This window comes from Geomicrobium sp. JCM 19039 (assembly GCF_000698145.1).
GTDB lineage: Bacteria > Bacillota > Bacilli > Bacillales > Marinococcaceae > Geomicrobium_A.
Map to the genome: position 1 here is coordinate 36620 of NZ_BAXB01000017.1, position 19122 is coordinate 55741.

General features: G+C 46.3%; 22 protein-coding genes and 2 pseudogenes. 16 read left to right on the forward strand and 8 right to left on the reverse strand.

Going from position 1 to position 19122, the window contains the following annotated elements; all coding sequences use genetic code 11:
- Window positions 1-23 precede the first annotated feature (23 nt).
- Genes JCM19039_RS15225 through JCM19039_RS28065 form a run of 3 tightly spaced genes read left to right on the forward strand, consistent with a single transcriptional unit; the run spans window position 24 to window position 897 of the window.
- Window positions 24-533, forward strand: a complete 510-nt coding sequence (locus JCM19039_RS15225; protein ID WP_042428749.1) for a hypothetical protein — start codon at window positions 24-26, stop codon at window positions 531-533.
- A 5-nt stretch (window positions 534-538) separates the two neighbouring features.
- Window positions 539-832 carry a hypothetical protein gene (locus JCM19039_RS24525; protein ID WP_052398856.1) on the forward strand — a complete coding sequence of 98 codons (294 nt, stop codon included), beginning with the start codon at window positions 539-541 and terminating at the stop codon, window positions 830-832.
- Complete coding sequence (locus JCM19039_RS28065; RefSeq protein WP_373975843.1) at window positions 793-897, forward strand: hypothetical protein; 105 nt, start codon at window positions 793-795, stop codon at window positions 895-897. Before JCM19039_RS24525 ends, JCM19039_RS28065 begins: the two co-directional genes overlap by 40 nt.
- A gap of 380 nt (window positions 898-1277) precedes the next feature.
- Here JCM19039_RS28065 and JCM19039_RS15240 read toward each other — a convergent pair whose 3' ends face one another.
- The gene (locus tag JCM19039_RS15240) at window positions 1278-1853 is read right to left on the reverse strand and encodes a class I SAM-dependent methyltransferase (protein ID WP_052398857.1); all 576 of its coding nucleotides are present in this window, start codon (window positions 1851-1853) and stop codon (window positions 1278-1280) included.
- A gap of 126 nt (window positions 1854-1979) precedes the next feature.
- Between JCM19039_RS15240 and JCM19039_RS15245 the strand changes: the two genes are divergently transcribed.
- Both JCM19039_RS15245 and JCM19039_RS15250 read left to right on the forward strand, forming a co-directional pair.
- On the forward strand, window positions 1980-2450 hold the full coding sequence (locus JCM19039_RS15245; RefSeq protein ID WP_042428754.1) for a GNAT family N-acetyltransferase: 471 nt from the start codon (window positions 1980-1982) through the stop codon (window positions 2448-2450).
- Window positions 2451-2506: 56 nt separating this feature from the next.
- On the forward strand, window positions 2507-3283 hold the full coding sequence (locus JCM19039_RS15250) for a 3-hydroxybutyrate dehydrogenase (protein WP_042428756.1): 777 nt from the start codon (window positions 2507-2509) through the stop codon (window positions 3281-3283).
- Window positions 3284-3386: 103 nt separating this feature from the next.
- On the opposite strand, the pseudogene JCM19039_RS15255 reads toward JCM19039_RS15250, so the two are convergent.
- From JCM19039_RS15255 to JCM19039_RS15265, 3 genes and pseudogenes are all read right to left on the reverse strand, one after another.
- A pseudogene (locus tag JCM19039_RS15255) lies at window positions 3387-3835 on the reverse strand (DUF4385 domain-containing protein).
- 92 nt (window positions 3836-3927) lie between these two features.
- Window positions 3928-4242, reverse strand: coding sequence for a hypothetical protein (locus JCM19039_RS24820; protein WP_052398858.1), 315 nt, complete (start codon window positions 4240-4242; stop codon window positions 3928-3930).
- A gap of 460 nt (window positions 4243-4702) precedes the next feature.
- Complete coding sequence (locus JCM19039_RS15265; RefSeq protein WP_042428761.1) at window positions 4703-5653, reverse strand: ring-cleaving dioxygenase; 951 nt, start codon at window positions 5651-5653, stop codon at window positions 4703-4705.
- A gap of 77 nt (window positions 5654-5730) precedes the next feature.
- Here JCM19039_RS15265 and JCM19039_RS15270 point away from each other — a divergent pair, with 77 nt between their 5' ends.
- The 6 genes and pseudogenes from JCM19039_RS15270 to JCM19039_RS26655 all read left to right on the forward strand — a co-directional run bounded on the left by JCM19039_RS15270 (window position 5731) and on the right by JCM19039_RS26655 (window position 10464).
- Window positions 5731-6342 carry an alpha/beta hydrolase gene (locus tag JCM19039_RS15270; RefSeq protein WP_042428763.1) on the forward strand — a complete coding sequence of 204 codons (612 nt, stop codon included), beginning with the start codon at window positions 5731-5733 and terminating at the stop codon, window positions 6340-6342.
- A gap of 563 nt (window positions 6343-6905) precedes the next feature.
- Complete coding sequence (locus JCM19039_RS15275; protein WP_042428765.1) at window positions 6906-8246, forward strand: cytochrome ubiquinol oxidase subunit I; 1341 nt, start codon at window positions 6906-6908, stop codon at window positions 8244-8246.
- Window positions 8243-9259: a cytochrome d ubiquinol oxidase subunit II gene (locus JCM19039_RS15280; RefSeq protein WP_042428767.1), complete on the forward strand. Its 1017-nt coding sequence runs from the start codon at window positions 8243-8245 to the stop codon at window positions 9257-9259. Before JCM19039_RS15275 ends, JCM19039_RS15280 begins: the two co-directional genes overlap by 4 nt.
- Window positions 9260-9263: 4 nt before the next feature.
- Window positions 9264-9359, forward strand: coding sequence for a hypothetical protein (locus JCM19039_RS28070; RefSeq protein ID WP_373975830.1), 96 nt, complete (start codon window positions 9264-9266; stop codon window positions 9357-9359).
- A gap of 188 nt (window positions 9360-9547) precedes the next feature.
- Window positions 9548-9964 (forward strand): annotated as a pseudogene (locus JCM19039_RS26650) (TraB/GumN family protein); the annotation flags it as partial.
- Between the two features lie 8 nt (window positions 9965-9972).
- The gene (locus JCM19039_RS26655) at window positions 9973-10464 is read left to right on the forward strand and encodes a TraB/GumN family protein (RefSeq protein ID WP_081834565.1); all 492 of its coding nucleotides are present in this window, start codon (window positions 9973-9975) and stop codon (window positions 10462-10464) included.
- Between the two features lie 44 nt (window positions 10465-10508).
- Here JCM19039_RS26655 and JCM19039_RS15295 read toward each other — a convergent pair whose 3' ends face one another.
- The 4 genes from JCM19039_RS15295 to cydD all read right to left on the reverse strand — a co-directional run bounded on the left by JCM19039_RS15295 (window position 10509) and on the right by cydD (window position 16064).
- Entirely contained in the window at window positions 10509-12416 is a 1908-nt protein-coding gene (locus JCM19039_RS15295) for a hypothetical protein (RefSeq protein ID WP_042428776.1), read from the reverse strand.
- Between the two features lie 218 nt (window positions 12417-12634).
- Complete coding sequence (locus tag JCM19039_RS25790) at window positions 12635-13516, reverse strand: amino acid ABC transporter ATP-binding/permease protein (protein WP_307190277.1); 882 nt, start codon at window positions 13514-13516, stop codon at window positions 12635-12637.
- A complete protein-coding gene (locus JCM19039_RS25795; RefSeq protein ID WP_238545085.1) occupies window positions 13504-14346 on the reverse strand; it encodes a hypothetical protein in 843 nt (280 codons plus the stop codon). The genes JCM19039_RS25790 and JCM19039_RS25795 overlap by 13 nt, the downstream gene beginning before the upstream one ends.
- Window positions 14343-16064, reverse strand: coding sequence for a thiol reductant ABC exporter subunit CydD (cydD, locus tag JCM19039_RS15305; RefSeq protein WP_238545086.1), 1722 nt, complete (start codon window positions 16062-16064; stop codon window positions 14343-14345). The genes JCM19039_RS25795 and cydD overlap by 4 nt, the downstream gene beginning before the upstream one ends.
- Before the next feature lie 153 nt (window positions 16065-16217).
- Between cydD and JCM19039_RS15310 the strand changes: the two genes are divergently transcribed.
- From JCM19039_RS15310 to JCM19039_RS15325, 5 genes are read left to right on the forward strand one after another with little or no spacing between them, the layout of a single operon-like run.
- Complete coding sequence (locus tag JCM19039_RS15310) at window positions 16218-17333, forward strand: aminopeptidase (protein WP_042428780.1); 1116 nt, start codon at window positions 16218-16220, stop codon at window positions 17331-17333.
- On the forward strand, window positions 17311-17427 hold the full coding sequence (locus tag JCM19039_RS26660) for an aminopeptidase (RefSeq protein ID WP_152550232.1): 117 nt from the start codon (window positions 17311-17313) through the stop codon (window positions 17425-17427). Before JCM19039_RS15310 ends, JCM19039_RS26660 begins: the two co-directional genes overlap by 23 nt.
- Window positions 17415-17768, forward strand: a complete 354-nt coding sequence (locus JCM19039_RS15315; protein WP_042428782.1) for a TIGR04104 family putative zinc finger protein — start codon at window positions 17415-17417, stop codon at window positions 17766-17768. The genes JCM19039_RS26660 and JCM19039_RS15315 overlap by 13 nt, the downstream gene beginning before the upstream one ends.
- A gap of 21 nt (window positions 17769-17789) precedes the next feature.
- Complete coding sequence (locus JCM19039_RS15320) at window positions 17790-18260, forward strand: GNAT family N-acetyltransferase (RefSeq protein ID WP_042428784.1); 471 nt, start codon at window positions 17790-17792, stop codon at window positions 18258-18260.
- Entirely contained in the window at window positions 18257-18736 is a 480-nt protein-coding gene (locus JCM19039_RS15325) for a nucleoside deaminase (RefSeq protein ID WP_042428787.1), read from the forward strand. Before JCM19039_RS15320 ends, JCM19039_RS15325 begins: the two co-directional genes overlap by 4 nt.
- Window positions 18737-19122: the final 386 nt, after the last annotated feature.

Sequence of the window (19122 nt, forward strand, 5' to 3'; positions counted from 1 at the left end):
CTTGCAAAAGGAGACGATACCCGATGCGATGGATAACTCTTCCGTTGCTTACCCTGATGCTCACAGGCTGCGCTACAGCGGGTGAAGACCCAGTAGCTGGAATTAACGAACAAATTGACGAAAGCGAATTTAACGCAATTATTGCTGAACATGACCAGTTTGAGATTTTATCTGCGTATATCCAAGGGTCTGAAAGCTTTGATACGCTCACGATCAATTACGGGGAGCCTGATTCCGATGAGCCTGCACCTGAGTTCCCAGAGACGAATGAATTTGAGCGTTTGTATGAAGGGTTCGTTGGGGAAACCGCAATCCAGCTCCAAATCCAAGAGTTTGAAACAGAGCTAACCGAAAGCGAAGAGATAGAGATTGCCGGCCATTCGGTTTCTGTCGGTGAATTCGGGCCAGACAATTATACGAACCACCTTGTAAACATGAATGATTATGGGTGGATCATCTTCTATTTCGACACAGACATCAGCGATGAAGAGATGCTCGCCTTTACTGAACGATTGATCGAAAGGAACGAGTAAAGCTCGTGGTTACGGTGAGAAAGTTAGACCGTGTTTCTGCCGCTATGCTGTCTTTGTTAGTGGCTGAAAGCCAACGAGAGGGATTTCGGTTCATTAGAAGGTTACTGCATGATTATGAAGAAGGAACAAACCGGTTTGACCAGCTCGGCGAATGTTTAGTCGGGGCTTTTGCGAGTGACGGTCAGCTCATCGCCATTGCAGGCTTGAATACCGACCCTTATTGCGACGCAACAAGGTCGATCGGTTGCGCCGTTTTTACGTGTCTCGGCCGTATCGGAGTAAAGGCACAGGCACACTGATGCTCGAGTCAATTATTCAGTATGCAAAGCCAAACTATGACGTTCTGACGCTGTATACCGATTAAAAAAAAAGCCGATCGATTTTACACTTCATTTGGGTTTTCTCGTCTTGCACAGCATCGCTCCACGAATACGAGCCATTATCTGTATTTGCGTTAGGAACACTTTCGACATGCCGTTCCCGCCGGGGGTGGCTCTGTGCGTGTCGCACCGATAGCATTTTCGAACTTCGGGATCGGGGGCATTGGGCAGGGAGCCGTGCCCTTTTCTGCGCGCGAGTTTACCCATTCTGCGAGCAAGTTTGCTCATTTTAGCGATTTTAGCGCTGATTTCGCGAAACTAGAGCGCAGATTGTCCCAACTTGCGCGCAGATTTGCTAACGCCTCAACATCCTATTGTATGCTGTCCCCGCCTGGCCCTGCGCGAATCGCTCCGATGTCGGAATTTATCTCCGCGCAATAATAAGGTAAGCAGGGTCTCCACCCATTCTGAAGTCGAGGGGTATTTGCTCAACGATTTCAAAGCCAGCAGCAATGATGGCAGATGACATTTGCTCGGATGACACGCGTGGCCCAGAGGATGAAGACGTGTGTTCCAGTTCTAAGCAGAGGAACTGTCCGTCATCTTTAAGAACACGGTGAATCTCTTTCAATACGTCGGGCAATTGTTTCGTCTCATGAAGTGAGATGGAAGCGAGCGTTGTATCCACCGTTTCATCACCAAGAGGGATGGATGTGAAATCCCCAGTTATTGGGGTAATATTATGATGGTTTTGTTCCTTTGCCTTTTGCGAAAGGTAGGCTAGAATATTTTCATCACGGTCAAGGGCATATACCGTACCAGCTGTGCGATCCGCAACAGGTAGTGTTAAGTAGCCAGTACCCGCTCCGAGGTCAAGGATGTTTGCCGCAGGCTTGATGTGCAAACGGTCCAATAACTGGTCGGCAGGCAGCTTTTGTGTTCTGTCTTGATTTTCAAGTGCTTCAATCTTTCTTTGTAGTCGTTCATGATGTGAATGCAATTGTCGCTCTCCTTTATTGTAGATATATAGAGTCTTTAATATCTTTAATGTAACTGAAGAAAAATAAAGTGTCAAACTGCAAATTTGGTATAATGAAAACAATGACGTTAAGTTGGAGGTTCATGTATGGAAACAGATGTGGTACTCAAGTTTTATTCTGATCAACATGAGAAAAAATTAAACGAATTTGAACTTCCGTCTGAGCAAGAGAAGTTTACATCTTTACCTTCTGCAATGGGTGAGGTTCATAAAGGTCAGTATCGTATTGTCGTTTTATTTAATGATGAACCTGTCGGTTTCTTCTTATTGCATGCCACAAAGAGAGTGCAAGAGTACACCGATAATCCTCACGCGATGTTACTTACAGCTTTGTCCATCGATTACAAACAGCAAGGCAGAGGCATCGCGAAGAATAGCATGAACCAATTGCCGGCGTTTGTTCGCGAGGAGTTCCCAGGGTGTGACCAAGTCGTATTAGCTGTAAATCATCGAAATATTGCAGCACAAAAGTTATACCGTCGCGTTGGATTTACAGATTCTGAACGTAGGATCGAAGGACCGATCGGAGAACAATATGTGTACGTCAAAAACATATAAACGATTCGGTTTGATTATACTCTGGAGAGTGAAGTTATCGAAACGGGGGGATTGATGTGAATCAGTTACAAGGGAGAACAGCGTTAATTACAGGGGCAGCGAATGGCTTAGGTTGGGAGATCGCAAACCGGTTCGCTGATGCTGGTGCTAGCGTCGTATTGACTGACCGCAATGAGTCGTTACTTCATGATCGAGCTGAGCAGTTGCGAGGGAGAGGCAAGGACGTGCTTGCATTAGTATGTGATGTGCAGGATGAATCGAAGATTGAGCAGACGGTTCAGCAAACGGTGGAACGGTTCGGGCGGTTGGATATACTGCTGAATAATGCAGGCATGCAACACGTATCTCCGGTTGAAACGTTTCCAACGAAAACATTTGAAACGATGATTGATGTGATGCTTACGGGTCCGTTTCGATTGACGAAGGCGGTACTGCCAATGATGAAGCAGCAACAGTACGGCCGCATCATTAACATGGCGAGCATTAATGGTCTCATAGGGTATGCGGGTAAATCAGCATACAATAGTGCAAAGCACGGGCTCGTCGGTTTGACGAAAGTGACGGCGCTAGAGTGTGCGGCAGAAGGAATTACCGTGAACGCCCTTTGCCCTGGGTATGTCCGAACCGATCTCGTACAAAAGCAACTCGATGACCTTGCTAGTGAAATGAACGTTTCAGAAGAAGAAGTACTCAAGAAAAAGTTTTACCCGTTAATTCCGCAGCAACGATTACTCCAACCCAAAGAGATCGCCCATTACGCACTGTTCTTAGCGGATGAAGCGTCACAAGGAATTACAGGTCAAACGAATGTGATGGATGGCGGCTACACCTAAAATGAGAAATTTCTCATTTTACGGTGTTTTTAGCGCAATTGGGAAGGTTCGAGTCTGTATGACACCTCACGACGAGGAAGCGGGGCACTTTGGAAGATGTTTACTACCCGTACTTTTTTTGGTGCTCGTGCTTCAACTGCAAATACTCTTCGTCTTCCCGCACTGAGACCCATTTTTTCTCAAAAATGCCGCGGCTGCTGCTTTTTCCTCATCAATTTTTCTCTCGTTCACTTCGCCATTCTTGCTATACTTCTTGCCTCCTGGATAATTGGCATACCGTCGAGCACGTGTGTAGCCCATTTGTAAAAACTTTCTCGCCATATCCATTCCGACAAAATCGCCAGCTTTTTTGTACTGGGCGTATTGCTCATATATTTTCTCCGATGACTTCTCGGCAACGGGCACGCTTTTAAATCGCCAATTTGGCAAGATTTCACTTTTATAAGGCTCGACAAGAAGCACGCCTTGCTCGCCCCTGCCAACCCGGTAACGTTCCGGATGTTTACGGAAATCGGTATTGTCGAAATCGATGTCATCATAAAATTTACTCATCCTGCAACCCTCCTATGATTTTACATTACCTCAAGCGATGCTTGTCCAAACCTACGGTTGCGCGCAACCGTCGTTTGCGCGCAACAATAAAGTTACCAGGAGGGTTTGCCGGTCATCTTGTCGTAAGGGGGCTGCTTCGGACGTTTCTCGATCACGAGAATGCTGTCGTAATAGCTCATCGACCAAGCAGATCTAGAAAAATCATTCACAGCTAAACGTGCATCTCGGGAGTACCACGCATGCAATTGGTCAATGAACGGCTTTGAATATTCAATGAAATTGTTTGGGTTTTCATATCCTCCGCCGTATTCCTCCATGTAACTTGTGTGCAAGTCTTCGATGAGGAACACGCCATTTGCCGACAACAATGGATACATTTCTTCAAAGGTGATGATCTGCTGGTGCATAAAGTGCCCGCCGTCATCAATAATGATATCCATTTCCGGTAAGGTAGCTTAATGGATTGCCAAAAGGTGCGATTGCCTTGGTCGCCAATAATAATGTTAACTTGCTCTTCTTCAAAGGTTTTGCACACGGGGTTAATGTCTAGCCCGTAGATGGTGGCGCCTTTTCCGAAGTATTCTTTCCACATTTGAAGCGATCCTCCGTGTGACACACCGACTTCCAAAATGTTGACGTCTTTTCCGACAAAACGATCAAAATGGCGCTCATAAATGTCAAAGTAATGAATCCATTTATGAATTAATCGTCCGTCATTGGATTCAAAGTACTTGTGTAGCTTATTCATTCGAACCTCCTTATGACGAGGATTTCTTTTATTTATACGCTAAGAAAATTGGAAAATGTGTTCGGGGCATGGCCGAATTTATGAACGTAAAAAACCGCCCACGTACGGGCGGCCGGTCATTACGTTTGCAGTGGCTGGAGTTTTGCTTCAATTTCCTTTCGGTTGGGTTCAAGAAAGTCAGGGAGAGAAAGAGATTTTCCTAATTGATCAACGGGTTCGTCGATTGCAAAACCTGGTCCATCCGTCGCCAGTTCGTATAGAATACCGTTGGGTTCTCTGAAATAGAGAGAACGGAAATAATACCTGTCGACAAAGCCTGACGTTTGAAAGCCTTCATCTTCAATTCGTTTCACCCACTGCTGGAGTTCTTCTTCGGTTTCTACACGAAATGCGACGTGGTGCACACTGCCTCTTCCTTCTCTTGCTTTTGGTGAGGTTTTATCTTCTTCGACATGTACTTGTCCTGATAAACCTGCCCGGTCTGCTTCAAATACAAAAACTCGATGCTCACCGTTTTTGTATTCGCCTTTTTTCGTGAAGCCGAGCACGTCAGTTAATACGTCGCTCGTTGGCTCTACGTATTGAACTTTTAAACGCACAGGACCTAGACCTAAGATGTTGTAGTCATTCGGGATCTCTTCAGGTGAAGACGGTTCCCGTTTGTCATCCAAGTCGCTTTCGGCAACGAGGAGCATCTTGTGTCCTTCAGGGTCTTGGAAAGGGAGCACGGCGGTATCGTTCATCGTTTGGACTTCATTGTGCGTCACTTGGTACCTTTCAAAGCGAGTTTTCCAAAATGAAAGCGCAGCGACGGAAGACACGCGTAAGGATATTTCGTTAATGGTGTTTGTGCCGTCATGTTTTTGGGCGAGGTTTGGAATCTCAAAAAACGTAACTTCAGTGCCTGGGGTACCTTGTTCATCAGCATAAAATAAGTGATAAAATGACGTATTGTCTTGGTTGACGGTTTTCTTTACGAGTTTCATTCCGAGTACATTCCGATAAAAGGCAAGATTCTTTTTCGCATCTTTTGTTAACGATGAAATATGGTGTTGACCGCGTAATTTCATACCCTTCACCTCACAGTTGATTTATTATCAGTTTAAATGTAAACTGATAGAAAGTCAAACGGGAAGGAGCGATAACGATGAAGCATTTTTTTCATAAGAGTACGGATCACCCACACACATTTGTGCTACTTCACGGAAGTGGGGGGAGAGAAACAGACTTACTCAGCGTTGTTGGGGAAATTGACGTAAGGCAGTCAGTGTTAGGAATACGCGGGTCAGTGCGTGACCACGGTGGGTTTCGTCATTTTGAGCGGCCGACAGACGGAAAGTTTGATAGAGAAGAAATCAATCAACGTGCCGAAGAGGTGCTACACGTCATTGAAGATTACGTCCAACATAACCAAGTGAACCGCAAGCATATTCATTTGTTAGGCTATTCGAATGGGGCGAACTTGGCCGTAAACATGCTTCTTCAGCAACCCGAACTCTTTTCAGCGGCTCTCCTTTTTCACCCGAGCCATCTGTACCCTGAAGCCGAGCGAAGTGATCTTAGCGGGATGCCGATTTTCATGACGAGTGGATCTCGAGATGCAATTACCCCGCCAGGAGAGGCATATGCCCTTAGACAGCAATTAGAAACCTTCGGTGCGGATGTAACTGTGGAACTCACCGATCACGGTCATGAGTTAACGAATAAGGAAGTAGATATTGCAGCAAGTTGGTGGAATAAAGGGTTGGCTAGCCGCTAAGAGCAGCGACGTTCCTGTGCAAGGTGCGGAGCGAGAGGGTGCGCGGTGGGAAGCGTGCACTCCCGTGTCGAAAGTGTGCACATCGGTGTCGGAAAGGTGCACATACCGTTTGCACGTCGCCCCACATCGACGTGTGTCAAATATACAACCAGTATGTGTCTACATCATAGGTACAATACCAGCACGGGTGTCGAAAGTGAGCACTCCCGTGTCGAAAAGGTGCACATCCATGTAAAAAGCATTCACACCCCAATAAAACCAGCTCGTACAACGTCGTACGAGCTGGTTTTATTCACGTTTCTAAGCGGTAGGAACCGTATAATTCCACCTGGTCACAGGCTGCGCTGCCTACACGTTCAAATTTGCAGGTGTACCGTGTAAATAAAAACGGGTATAGCTAGATGATGACGACGAGTGACAAATTTTAAAACTGTGTCTAGACATTCATAAAATAGTCAAACCATACACATGTCATCCTACATATCCAGCTGGTATAATAAAACTAAAAGATTGTGAAGTTGTGCACAATCTTTTTCGGGTCGTAATGAAAAAGGAGGCAGCAGATGTTTATTGATGATCCGGTTTTGATGAGTCGACTGTTAACGTTATTGACACTGTCTTTTCATATATTTTATGCGACTGTGGGTGTCGGGCTGCCACTCATGATCATGCTCTTTCATTGGCTAGGAATCCGTAAAGATGATATTCACTACATCCTTATGGCGAGAAGGCTTGCAAAAGGGTTCGTCGTCACCGTTGCGGTCGGCGTCGTCACGGGTACTGCGATTGGTTTGCAACTCGCGCTTCTATGGCCGAACTTTATGCAGCTTGCAGGACATATTATTGCGCTTCCGCTGTTTATGGAAGTGTTTGCGTTTTTCTTTGAAGCTATATTTCTAGGAATCTATTTATATACTTGGGACCGCTTTGATGATCAAAGAAAGCATTTGTTGTTACTTGTGCCTGTCGCGATCGGTGGGGCAATGAGTGCGTTCTTTATTACAGTTGTGAACTCGTTTATGAATTCACCTGGAGGTTTTGAACTCGTAAACGGGGAAATGGTTGACATTAATCCGTTGCTGGCGATGTTCACGCTCTCTATGCCAACGAAGGTTACCCACGTTCTTGCAACCGCGTATATGACGGTCGCCTTTATGTTGGCAGCAATTGCGGCGTTTCGCCTGCTGAAGGGAAGCCATACAACGTATTACAAAAAATCATTGAATGTCATGATGAAGGTTGGTTTCGTTTTTGCGATTGCAACAGCTCTTATTGGTGACCTATCCGGTAAGTATTTGGCAGAGCACCAACCTGAAAAGCTAGCCGCTGCCGAGTGGCATTTCGAAACAGAAGAAGCGGCGCCGCTCATTTTATGGGGGATCCTTGATGACAACCAAGAAGTTCAGTATGGCATTGAGATTCCCTATGCGCTAAGTATACTTGCGCACAGCAATCCAATGGCGGAAGTGACCGGGCTAGAAGAGTTTCCAGAAGAATTACAGCCGCCACTTATTATCCACTACTTCTTCGATACGATGGTGACGATTGGGATGTTCATGCTTGCGCTTTCCTTCGTATATGTGGTCGCAAAGTGGAGAAACTGGCAGTTTGTCGATCGAAAGTGGTATCGCTGGCTCATTGTGCTTGGAGGTCCGCTCTCATTTTTAGCGATTCAAGCAGGTTGGTGGATGTCTGAAGTCGGTCGTCAGCCGTGGATTTTAAGAGGCATTATGACGGTAGACGAAGCGGCAACGACCGCCAGTTATGTAGACCTTGTGTTCATCGGCTTCGTGTTGCTCTATTTCATCCTCGGTGTGGGTACAATCGTCGTCTTACGCAAAATGTTCCGCGGTAAGCCGGTGGAAAAAGAACTCAAGGAGTTTACAGGAGGGGATGAGCGATGAGTTTAGAAGTTGTAGGGATTTCCGTACTATGGCTCTTCCTTTTCTTTTATATCATTGTCGGCTCGATTGATTATGGAGCCGGAGTGTTTAATACGCACAGTATTATGACAGGCAAACAGCACATTTTAAGCAAAGTCATTCAACGGTACTTGTCGCCGGTGTGGGAAGTCACGAATGTATTTTTCGTGTTCTTCTTTGTCGGCATCATTGGTTTCTTCCCTGACAGTGCGTATTATTTCGGAACGATACTGCTCATTCCAGCGAGTGTTTCAATTATCCTTCTTGCCATCCGCGGCTCGTATTATGCGTTTGAATCATACGGTGCCAAAGGGCATAAAGGGTATGCGTTTATGTATGGGGTGTCCGGGATTCTCATTCCTGCGTCTCTATCGGTCGTGCTCACGATTTCAGAAGGCGGGTTTGTCTATTTCGAAGATGGCAACCCGGTGCTCGATTATACCGGGCTATTTACGAGTCCGCTCACGTGGGCGATCGTCGTGTTGAGTATCGTGGCTGTCTTATATATTTCGTCAGTATTTCTCACGTGGTATGCAAATAAAACCGGCGACGGCAAAGCCACATCACTCATGCGCAAGTACGCGATGATTTGGTCTGTGCCACTCATTGTTGCCGCAAGCGGAATCATTGTGGAGCTTCGAAATCATAACATCCATCACTTCGAAAGCATTCTAAATCTATGGTGGATGTTCGCCATTTCATTCGTATTGTGGGTAGCGACGCTCGTGCTCATCGTGCGCGCGAAGCGGTTTGGTCTCGCGGTCTGGCTCATGATTGGACAATTTGCTTTCGCCTTCTTCGGGTATGGAATCTCCCATTACCCATATATTTTGTATCCGTATTTAACGATTTACGACGGTTTTACAAATGATGCGATGGCCATCTCGCTCATCGTCGTGTTTGGCCTCGGCATGTTGTTGTTATTGCCGTCACTCTACTTGCTTGTACGTCTCTTCTTATTTGATGACAAGTATGTAAAAGGAAAGAGGGGTTGAGCTCATGCTAGATGACTTTCTCATTCTCGTTGCTCCGTTCCTTGTGCTCATCGCAGCGATTGTGATTGCCTTCTTTATAGCCTCAAAAGATAAAACGTGACAGAAAAGAACGCCCCATCCAATGTCGATGGGGCGTTCTTTTTGAGTCGCTTCACGACCGTTCTTGGACTCTTCATAACCGAACGGCTACCTTCGAGTTTTGACCGGGTCTTATTTGTGTATATAGAGGGTGAACAGAAAAACAACGATGGAGGAACGATCATGAAAAAATGGATAGCTGGAATGGGAATGCTCGTACTTTTGACCGCTTGTGCGACGGATGAAGAGGAACAAACCGAAGAAGTAGAAGCAGATGCCCCTGAATCTGAAGAAGAACAGACCGTAGAAGGGGAGGGTGGCGGTTTTCTTTGGAAGATCGAGGAAGGGGATACGACGGTCTACTTGCAAGGCACGATTCATACTGCGTTTGCTGACATGTATCCACTCAACTCAGAACTAGAAGCCGCCTATGAAGAGGCGGATGTACTTCTTCCTGAAATTGACTGGCCCCGCATGGACATCAGGGGCTTAAATGAAGAAGAGATGATGGATTTGATTACCTTTGATGATGACACGTTGCTCGAAGATGTGATTGACGAGGAAATGTATGAAGAGATCGTCACCATCATGGAAGCTCAAGGAATGCCAGAAGAGGTGGTCAACAGCTTGGAACCGTGTACATTACGAGCGGACTTCAAGAAGAGGAAGAAGGAAATGCGACGTTTGATGCTGGCGTCGATTGGCATTACCTCGAACGTGCCGTTGAAGACGGAAAAGAAATTGAGGAGCTTGAAGGACAAATAATTAGCTTGCTCGCATTGAATGAGCAGTCCCTCGAACTTCAACTTGAACAACTTGAAGATGTGATGAACCCCGAGGACGTCGATATGCCAGATGTAGATGGGGATGACATGGTTGAAATGTGGCTAGAAGGAGAAGAAGAACCGTTAATTGAATATTGGGAAGAAGTGACGTATGGGGAAGAGTATGACCGAGTGTATTTGTGGGATCGAAACGAGCGCAATGCCGATATTATTGATGAAATCTTGCAAGAAGATGACGGTCAAACCTACTTGGCGCTCATCGGCGCATTCCACTTTTTTATCGAGCCAGGCGTTCATGATTTCCTGGAAGAGCGAGGATATACGGTGGAACGAATTAATTAGAACAAAAAAGAAACGTTCATGAATAAATCGTGAACGTTTTTTTTCTATTCGTTTTTACAATCGCACGGATCACAATCAATACGTACTTTATTTTGAATAACTTGGTCACCGATGACAACATCACTCTCACGATATCTTGCGAACAGAACAATGTCACCTGTTGTGCCTTCAGGAATAACGGTCACTTGATTTCCTGCTGCATCGAACCAACCGATAAATTCAAAACCTTCCACTGGTCCTGGATCTTGTAGAATAATCGGCAAGTCTTCTGGTTGATAACTCGTTGGATTCGGATTAACGTCACTTAACACGTTCAGGTAGGTAATCGTGTTTTGGCCAGGAGATGGGTTGAATACGAGCACCACCTGGTTGTTGAGGAGCTGGATGTTCCAATCCTCAAATCCAGTTACAGGTTTGAGAAACGCATCAGCGTCAGTTTGCGCTAATACAGGGTATGATTCTGTTGGGATGGCAATGACGATAGGGCTTCTTTCTGGATCTGGAAAGACATAGTCGGTAGTGTCTAATTGGAATATCGAACCTGGAAGCAGTGGGTTTATGATGCGCACAACATTGTCGGCAGACGCAATGAATAGACCGTTACTGTCTAAAATGAGATTTTGAACATTCAATATTCCAGCATTTAAAATCCCTGGTGCAATAGGTGCTTCATTAGAACCAACAGGGCCAAAGTTTACTTGGTCAATTAATGTGAGTGTTCCTAAATTGAAAATCGCACCCGCTTGCGTCGCGGCACTGTTATCGAGAATCGTACCATTTTGAATGAGGGCATTACCCCCTGTATTAATCGATATTGCTCCGCCAACGTCACTCGTATTACGGTCTATTTCTGTGTTAATGATTGAAACTACAGCATCAGTATTTATAAATACTCCGCCTGCTTCATTTGCTGCTGAATTTGAATCAAGGAAACTGTTCACGAGTTGAAGCGTAGCGCCAAAGTTCACATAGATGGCTCCGGCGTTCGTTGAAGCGTTGCTAAAAAACGTACAAGCAGAGATGGTTGACTCGGTATTCGTGTTAAGAAAAATTCCGGCCCCGCTGCTCGACACGGCATTACTCGTGAATGTGCTGCCACTTAAATTCATGATCGCTGAATTATTTAAGAATATGCCTCCACCATTTGCTGCTGTATTGAGTACAAAGGAGTTTCCACTAAGCACAGAGTTACTGTTATTGTTTAAATAAACAGCCCCTCCATTCGCGCTTGTTGAGTTGCTATTAAATTCGCTATCGCGCAATTCGAAAATCGTGGTTGGATTAACAAAAATCGCGCCGCCATTATTCGCTTGATTGTTGAAAAAGCGACAGTTCGTCATGATTGTTGAGGTATTTATATTGGCAAACAATGCCCCGCCATTTGTGGATGCGATGTTTTCGCTGAAGGTCACGTTTGTACAACGCAGTGTAGTCGTTTGATTAATATAGATGGCGCCGCCGTTACTACCAGAAAAACTGCTAAGCACAGTTGTGTCATTAATGGTGAGTGCACTGTTACTTCCGCCAACATAAATTGCGCCACCAATCTCCGGAGCTGCACAATTTGAAATAATTGCGTTCGTTAAGGTAGTAGAATTACCTGCTTGAGAGATCGCTCCTCCGCGAAAAGAAGAAAAGGAATTTTCTAATGTCACATCGGTAATGTTTAATTGTCCGGCAGTGTTTATTAATGGTGAGGCGACACTACCACTATTGCTTGCGCCATCTACAATTAAATTTTGCAAGTTTAATTGACCGCTACTTGTTACATTGAATACTACACCTAAAGAAGTTGGAGATCGTTGAATTAGGGTGGTTCGGCTTGCCCCACGTATGAGTACAGGATAATTCACTGTAGCCGTCCCTTCAGCAACAATATCGTTCGTAATAATAATTGCAGGCGCATTTGCAGCCAACGCTAATAAAAGCTCTTGAAAGCTTGATACATTCAAGATGTCGATACCTCCTTTTCCCTACTATTTTCTCTTTTTAATAACGTATGGATGAGTCGTGAGAGTTGCTTGTATTGGCGTCTAAAAATGAAAAAATGTGCGAATAAAGAGACGGGGGTAGAGAGCATAAGTGTGGAGGGGTCAGAAGTTGCGTTCAGCATAAGGTTAGTGGCAAGTCATTAGAAAAAACACGAGACTTCGCAACGAAGTCTCGTGTTTTATCCGGCGAACAACTCACTCTCAAGGTCTTTCATCTGCTTTAGATAGCCGTTCTGTGCAATCAAGTCGTCATACGACCCTGCCTCTATAATCTGTCCGTGATCGACGACGATTATTTGGTCCATTTGTTCGAGACCGGTGAGTCGGTGACTAATGAGCACGACGGTGGCGTCTTCAGTACGGCTAAACACTTGGTCGAGCATGCGCTGTTCGGTAAGGGCGTCTAATGATGACGTCGGTTCATCGAGCACCCACAGTGACGCGTCACGCAAGAAGAGGCGAGCGAGTGCGAGCCGTTGTTTTTCTCCACCAGATAGGTTTGCGGCGTTTTCATGCAAGGCGTCGCTCAAGTTCAAATGGTCGAGTTCGACGCTCGCAAGCGCATCGGTCATTTCTGCTGCTGTTGCTCGATCGTTGCCCATTGCCAAGTTCTCGTTTACGCTACCGACAAAGAATTGGTTGGACTGAAGCGACACGTTGGTTGATTGCCATACGTCTTGCTCATCAATGTGGTCAAGCTGGGTGTTGTTCAAGTAGATCGGTTGATCGTCAACAGGTTGCAACTTGAGGAGCAACGATGCAATCGTCGATTTTCCTGAGCCGCTTGCTCCGATGATGGCGGTATGGCTCCCAGGGGCGATGGCAAACGAAACGGACTCCAGCACTGGACGTGGGAAATCTGGAAACGAAAAGCTCACCCGATCAAACTGAATACTAGGGGGTGAATCACCGTCATACGGAGTAAATGACGGTTCTGTACGGGCATCCTCATCAATGTCTTCCAGCCGTTTGGCGGCTTGACTGCTCTCCTGCACGTAGTACGGGAAAAGCGCCATCGGTGTGACTTGTTCAAAAACGGTGAGTGAAATCATGAGAAGCATGGCAAGCAATGTGCCGGCGAGATTTCCTTCTGCGACTTGAAACCCAGCGAACGCGAGCACGCCAACAGAGACGATGAGTGAGAGAAATCCAATGGCGGACTCACTCCAAATGTGCATTCGCTCGGACTGCTCTTTCTCCCGTTCATACGCAGTAATTTTTTCGTGAACAACATGTTTGTGTTGCTCGGAAGCGCCATGAATGACGAGTTCTTTGAAGCCAGAAAGAAACTCGGCTGTTTCGGATGAAAGCTCCCCCTCGTTTGGCGAAGCTTAGAATCAACACGACGATGACCGATAAAAAATAGTGTTGGAATGACGACGAGCACGAGTACAAAGCCTGCCAAAATAACAACCGCAGAACCGAACGAAAGCGTGAATGTAAACGTAATCGTTGCGATAAATACGGTAAGCATAACGACGGGTGGATAAATGACGCGCAACAACACGTGTTGCAACGACTCAACGTCCCCAACAATTCGGGACATGAGGTCACCGCTTTGAATTTTTGACAATACGCGAGATGCGACGGGTTCCAACTTTTCGTATACCCTGAGGCGGATGTTACTCAACATTGTGAATGTCGCACGGTGTGAGAAATAGCGTTCACCGTAGCGGCTGATGGCGGCGGTCACACCGAGCAGTTTCACGATCGCAACGATCACCATTAGTGTGTAGATCGGGGGCGTGAGTGCGGCTCGAGAGATGAGCAAACCGCTTGCCGAAAAGAGACTTACCGCTGCGATTCCGGCAATAAACCCAGTCAAAATTGATAAGAGCATATCACGCCTTTCGGCAAACGCCATCTTCACATAAGGAATGAGAGCTTTCATGACGATTCTCCTCCTTGTTGTGTCTGGATCATCTGTTGGTAAAGGGGATCGCTCTGCCACAGCTCTTCATGCGTGCCGACGGAACGAACGGTTCCTTCGTCCATGAAAACAATCCGATCTGCTTGTCGAATCGTATAAAGGCGATGAGCGACGACGATCACAGTTGAGTTCTGATTGAGTCGTAACAACGATGATTGGAGCACTTGCTCTGTTTTTAAATCGAGCCCGGTCGTCGGCTCATCAAACAGAACGACCGCGGGTTTCTTATAGAAAGCTCGTGCAATGAACACACGTTGACGTTCACCACCGGAGAGTCCGCGCCCTCCGTCCCCAATTACGGTATCAAACCCGTCTGGAAGCTGTGCGATCCACTCGTACACACCGGCCTCAGTTGCCGCTTCAAATACTGCTTCATGACGGATCGGATCGTTGTCACCGAGCGCGATGTTCTCCGCAATTGTGCCGGCGAATAAATAGCCATCCTGACTGATTACGCTCAGTTGCTTAAACCAAGACGCAACAGACAGCTGTTCACGGCGGACCCCATTAATGAGGTAAGCGCCGGAGTGAATCGGTAACAAACCGCCAAGCATATGGAGAAGTGTAGACTTACCTGATCCAGTGGCGCCGATAATCGCAATTCGTTCAAACGGACGAGCATGAAAGTCAATCGCTTCGATTGCGAACCGATCATCGTAGCGAAACGCCGCTTCTTTTAGCGTGAGTGTTGGGGGGTGTTCGGTCGCGACGGGTTGCTCTCCCCAAACGACCGGCTCCCCGCGATCATTGTTCACAAGTTCTTCCACTTTATCGAGTGCACCTGAGCTCGTTTTTCCTTGATGAAACGCTGTGCCTAATTCTTTCAGTTTATTGAAAAGCTCGGGCGCGAGAATGAGCATAAGAAAACCTGAAACGAACGAAGTGTCTTGCACGATGATCATGCGAATCGCGACTTCGAGCGCAATAATACCGATGCTTAGCATCGAGATGAACTCTAGCGCCAAAGAGTTGCTAAACGCCACTTTCAGCACGTTCATCGTCGCATCACGAAACGCTAAGCTCTTCTCTTTAATGCGTTGGCGTTGCATTTCAGATTGCCCGAAAAGCTTGATCGTGTTCAAACCGCGTAACGTGTCGAGGAAAACCCCAGAGAAACTGGCCATCTGATCGAGCTGTTCTTGCGATTTATCGCCAGTTTTCATGCCGATAATGATCATATAAATAAAAATAAACGGAGCCGTAATAAGGATAATCAGTCCGCTCGCCCAATGTTCAAAGAAGATGACGGTAAGAATCATGAGTGGAATTACTAGCGATTGCACCATTTGTGGAATGTACTTGCTATAGTAGTTTTGTGTCTCATCAATCGTATCGAGGAAATAGCTCGTCTTTTGACCGGTATGCGCCTCTTTGTTCCCAACGATTGCGCCATTCGTATAATGCTCAATTAAACGACCTCGAGCTTGAACTTTCGCATCTGAGGCAATCCTGCTCCCCATTCGTTGAATGAGAAAGCGACTAAACGTGCGCAGGAATAACGCAGCAACGAGTAGAACAAGTAGAGGGGCGATCTGTTGAAACGTCGAAGATTGCAGAAATAAGCCATCGATAATAAAAACAATGCTATATGCTTGCGTAATGATTGCTACACCTGTAACAACAGTGATGAGCATCATCATGTACATCTTTCGTCGGTAAGGATTCAGTCGTGCGTTCACAAAAGCCCTCCTTATCGTACCTCTTACATCCTATTTTATAGCTCATCAGTTAGCTTTCATACAATTACGCCTTACAATCACCAATTGTTGCGATTTCTATCACAGAACAGTAACGGATTTGTCATGATTACAGAAAACGGAAGGGGGAAACTCATGAGTATACGTGCGTATGCCCAAATCATCATACAGATTGGGATTCGGGTAAAACCGGGCGAACTGGTGCGTGTCAACTGTCACCCTGAGCACCTAGCGTTCGTGCAAGAAATTGTGAAAGAGGCGTATCGTAGAGGTGCCCAACATGTGGAGCTCGACGTACGCGACCCTGGCATTGAGGATGCGAGAACTGAACACATGCACGAAGAATTTCTTCATACATACCCAGAGGTTGCTGTTACGAATGAAAAAAACAATATGCGGGCAGGGTATTCCACGATTACGATCACGTCACCGACATTTTCACAGTACGCCGATGATAATTTACAGAAGAGAGCATTGGCCGTCCGTCAGGCGAAAGCACGGGCGATGCGACCGGTGCGGCAATTCGGAATGGAAAATCATAACAAATGGGTCGTCGTTTGTGCGCCAACAACGGAGTGGGCGGTGCAGTTGTTCCCTGATCTAAGCGAAGCGCGGGCACTTGAGCAATTGTGGTCGCTCATCCTAAATGTGTGTGGCGCATATGAAACAGACCCGGTGTTCGCTTGGAAGCGTCGTGATGAAGCGCTTAAACAAAAGGTCGCATTGCTCAATGATGCACGGTTTGACGCGTTGCGATTTGTGAGCCCGGTAACGGATTTGACCGTGACGTTAATTGATGGGCATCGGTGGACAGGCGGGTCTGAACAAACGAAAGACGGGCGCGTGTTTCTTTCCAACATTCCTGTAGAGGAAGTGTGGACGATGCCGAACAAACGAGGAGTAACCGGATTTTGTACGCTGACGAAACCGGTGCATCTGCTAGGGCAAACGTTTGAGGATGTGCAGTTGTTCTTTGAAACAGGCCGTCTCGTGCGCATTGAACCTCCGAACGCTCGCTTGTTTGCCTATTTGCAAACCGATGACGGGGCGAGTAGGCTCGGAGAGGTTGCGCTCGTTGCTGCAGATGCAGCCGTCGCAAAAACAGGCGTAACATTTTTGAATGTGTTGCTCGATGAAAATGCGGCTTCACACATCGCTTTTGGAGGAGCGTATGTAGACAACTTGTACGACGGTGAGCAGATGAGTGTGGAAGAACGAATGGCAGTAGATGAACGAATCAGCCATTCATGAAGACGTAATGATCGGTAGTGAACAGATGAACGTGTACGGGCTAAAAGCGGAACGGACGGTTCTGATCATGGAGCATGGACGGTGGCAAATTTAGTATGCTACGCTACACACATGTGTAAAGAGGAGGTAATCACGATTCCGATTTGTGAAAATTGCCAACAATTATGGAGCTATCGATGGAGTTTGAAGCAAGCGTTTACCCGCATTCATCATATGAATTGTTCTCATTGTCACGTACCTCAATACTTAACGAAGCGCGCAAAGAAGCGAGGTGTGATCACTGCGATATTGCCGCTCATGATCCCAGTACTTAGCTTGTTTACAAGTCTGTCTTTTTTAGGGATTATGAGCGTGTTTACCGTGTTAGCTGTAGCAGTGATTGCGGTCTTTCCACTACTCATGGAAGTAGGAAATGAAGAATACTTGCCATTCTAATGATGACCTGGAGGGAGAAATTTGGTTACACTCGTTCGCATGAACAGTGAAGATGTAGAGCGTTACGTGGAAACGGCTATTAGAAAGTACGCCCGAGAAAATGTGAAATCCGGAACGTGGAAAGAAGAGGAGGCAGAAGAGCGGTCCCGAGCGACGTACGAGCGGTTGTTGCCACATCTTGATAAAACGACCGGGCACTTTCTGTACGATGTGTACGATGCACAAACCCCGCTAGGTCTCGTTTGGTTTGCCAAAGTATCAGACGATGAAGGTTTTATATATGATATTTCCCTATCCCCTGAACATCAAGGGAAAGGGTGGGGCAAACAAACGATGCAAGAAGTCGAGCGACTGGCAACGAAGATGGGCATTTCTCGACTCGGGTTGCAAGTGTTGGGCCATAACGTTGTTGCAAGGAGTCTTTACGAGAAGCTCGACTACGAAGAGACGAACATTATAATGAAAAAAGACATAAGGAGGAGTCGGGCATGATTACAGAACAAGACATCCACTATCTTGAACGTGCGGTTTCTCTTGCCGAAAAAGGGTTGGCCGAGGGCAATGACCCGTTTGGCTCGGTCCTCGTATCCGCAGACGGTACAATTCTTGCCGAGGATTATAACCGTGTATCCTCAGGGGACGTGACGAAACATCCAGAAATTGAGCTCGTTCGCTTTGCATCTGTTCATCTCAATCAAGAAGAGAGACACCAATCTACCGTGTATACGTCAGGTGAGCATTGTCCGATGTGTGCAACGGCTCATGCGATGGCAGGGATGGGGCGAATTGTGTACGCCACGTCATCAAGCCAATTACGTGAATGGAAGCGAGAATTCGGGAGTACGAGCACAGTCGTCCACCCGTTGCCGATTCATAAAGTAATCGTTGATGCGTGGGTTGATGGCCCAGTGGACACGTTTTTTAATCAAGTAAAAGCGTTACATAATAGAAGACATAAATCAAAGTAAAAGTTCCCTTTGGCAACGGCGAAATTCTTTCAATTTCGTTAACAAGGATTATCGGCGGCGGAAACGGTGTATAGTAGAAAAAGGAACATGTGTAACGTAAGGGAGAAAAACAGCGTTCATTTTTATGAGGCGAGTTTGGTATACAGAAGGAGCGTATCCAATTTGAAAAGATCCCTGTATGTGTTTATGTTTGCGATTGCCTTTTTCTATATAAATCCGGGAGCTGCCGATGCAGCTGAAGAATCAACGCTATGGGATACGATTAATCAGTCAAGGGAAGAGATTGCAGATGATTTTCAACTGAGAGAGCTATTCCAAGATATTAACCGTATGATTCATTCGGTCATCAATGCCATTACAGGCAACTCAGATGAACCACCTGAAGA

What these genes read in the sequence shown, in the direction of transcription:
- JCM19039_RS15225 (WP_042428749.1), top strand. Translation starts at nt 24, where the DNA reads ATGCGATGGATAACTCTTCCGTTGCTTACCCTGATGCTCACAGGCTGC.
- JCM19039_RS15245 (WP_042428754.1), top strand. Translation starts at nt 1,980, where the DNA reads ATGGAAACAGATGTGGTACTCAAGTTTTATTCTGATCAACATGAGAAA.
- JCM19039_RS24820 (WP_052398858.1), bottom strand. Translation starts at nt 4,242, where the DNA reads ATGCACCAGCAGATCATCACCTTTGAAGAAATGTATCCATTGTTGTCG.
- JCM19039_RS15265 (WP_042428761.1), bottom strand. Translation starts at nt 5,653, where the DNA reads ATGAAATTACGCGGTCAACACCATATTTCATCGTTAACAAAAGATGCG.
- JCM19039_RS15270 (WP_042428763.1), top strand. Translation starts at nt 5,731, where the DNA reads ATGAAGCATTTTTTTCATAAGAGTACGGATCACCCACACACATTTGTG.
- JCM19039_RS15275 (WP_042428765.1), top strand. Translation starts at nt 6,906, where the DNA reads ATGTTTATTGATGATCCGGTTTTGATGAGTCGACTGTTAACGTTATTG.
- JCM19039_RS15280 (WP_042428767.1), top strand. Translation starts at nt 8,243, where the DNA reads ATGAGTTTAGAAGTTGTAGGGATTTCCGTACTATGGCTCTTCCTTTTC.
- JCM19039_RS28070 (WP_373975830.1), top strand. Translation starts at nt 9,264, where the DNA reads ATGCTAGATGACTTTCTCATTCTCGTTGCTCCGTTCCTTGTGCTCATC.
- JCM19039_RS25790 (WP_307190277.1), bottom strand. Translation starts at nt 13,516, where the DNA reads ATGCTTCTCATGATTTCACTCACCGTTTTTGAACAAGTCACACCGATG.
- JCM19039_RS25795 (WP_238545085.1), bottom strand. Translation starts at nt 14,346, where the DNA reads ATGAAAGCTCTCATTCCTTATGTGAAGATGGCGTTTGCCGAAAGGCGT.
- JCM19039_RS15310 (WP_042428780.1), top strand. Translation starts at nt 16,218, where the DNA reads ATGAGTATACGTGCGTATGCCCAAATCATCATACAGATTGGGATTCGG.
- JCM19039_RS26660 (WP_152550232.1), top strand. Translation starts at nt 17,311, where the DNA reads ATGAACGAATCAGCCATTCATGAAGACGTAATGATCGGTAGTGAACAG.
- JCM19039_RS15325 (WP_042428787.1), top strand. Translation starts at nt 18,257, where the DNA reads ATGATTACAGAACAAGACATCCACTATCTTGAACGTGCGGTTTCTCTT.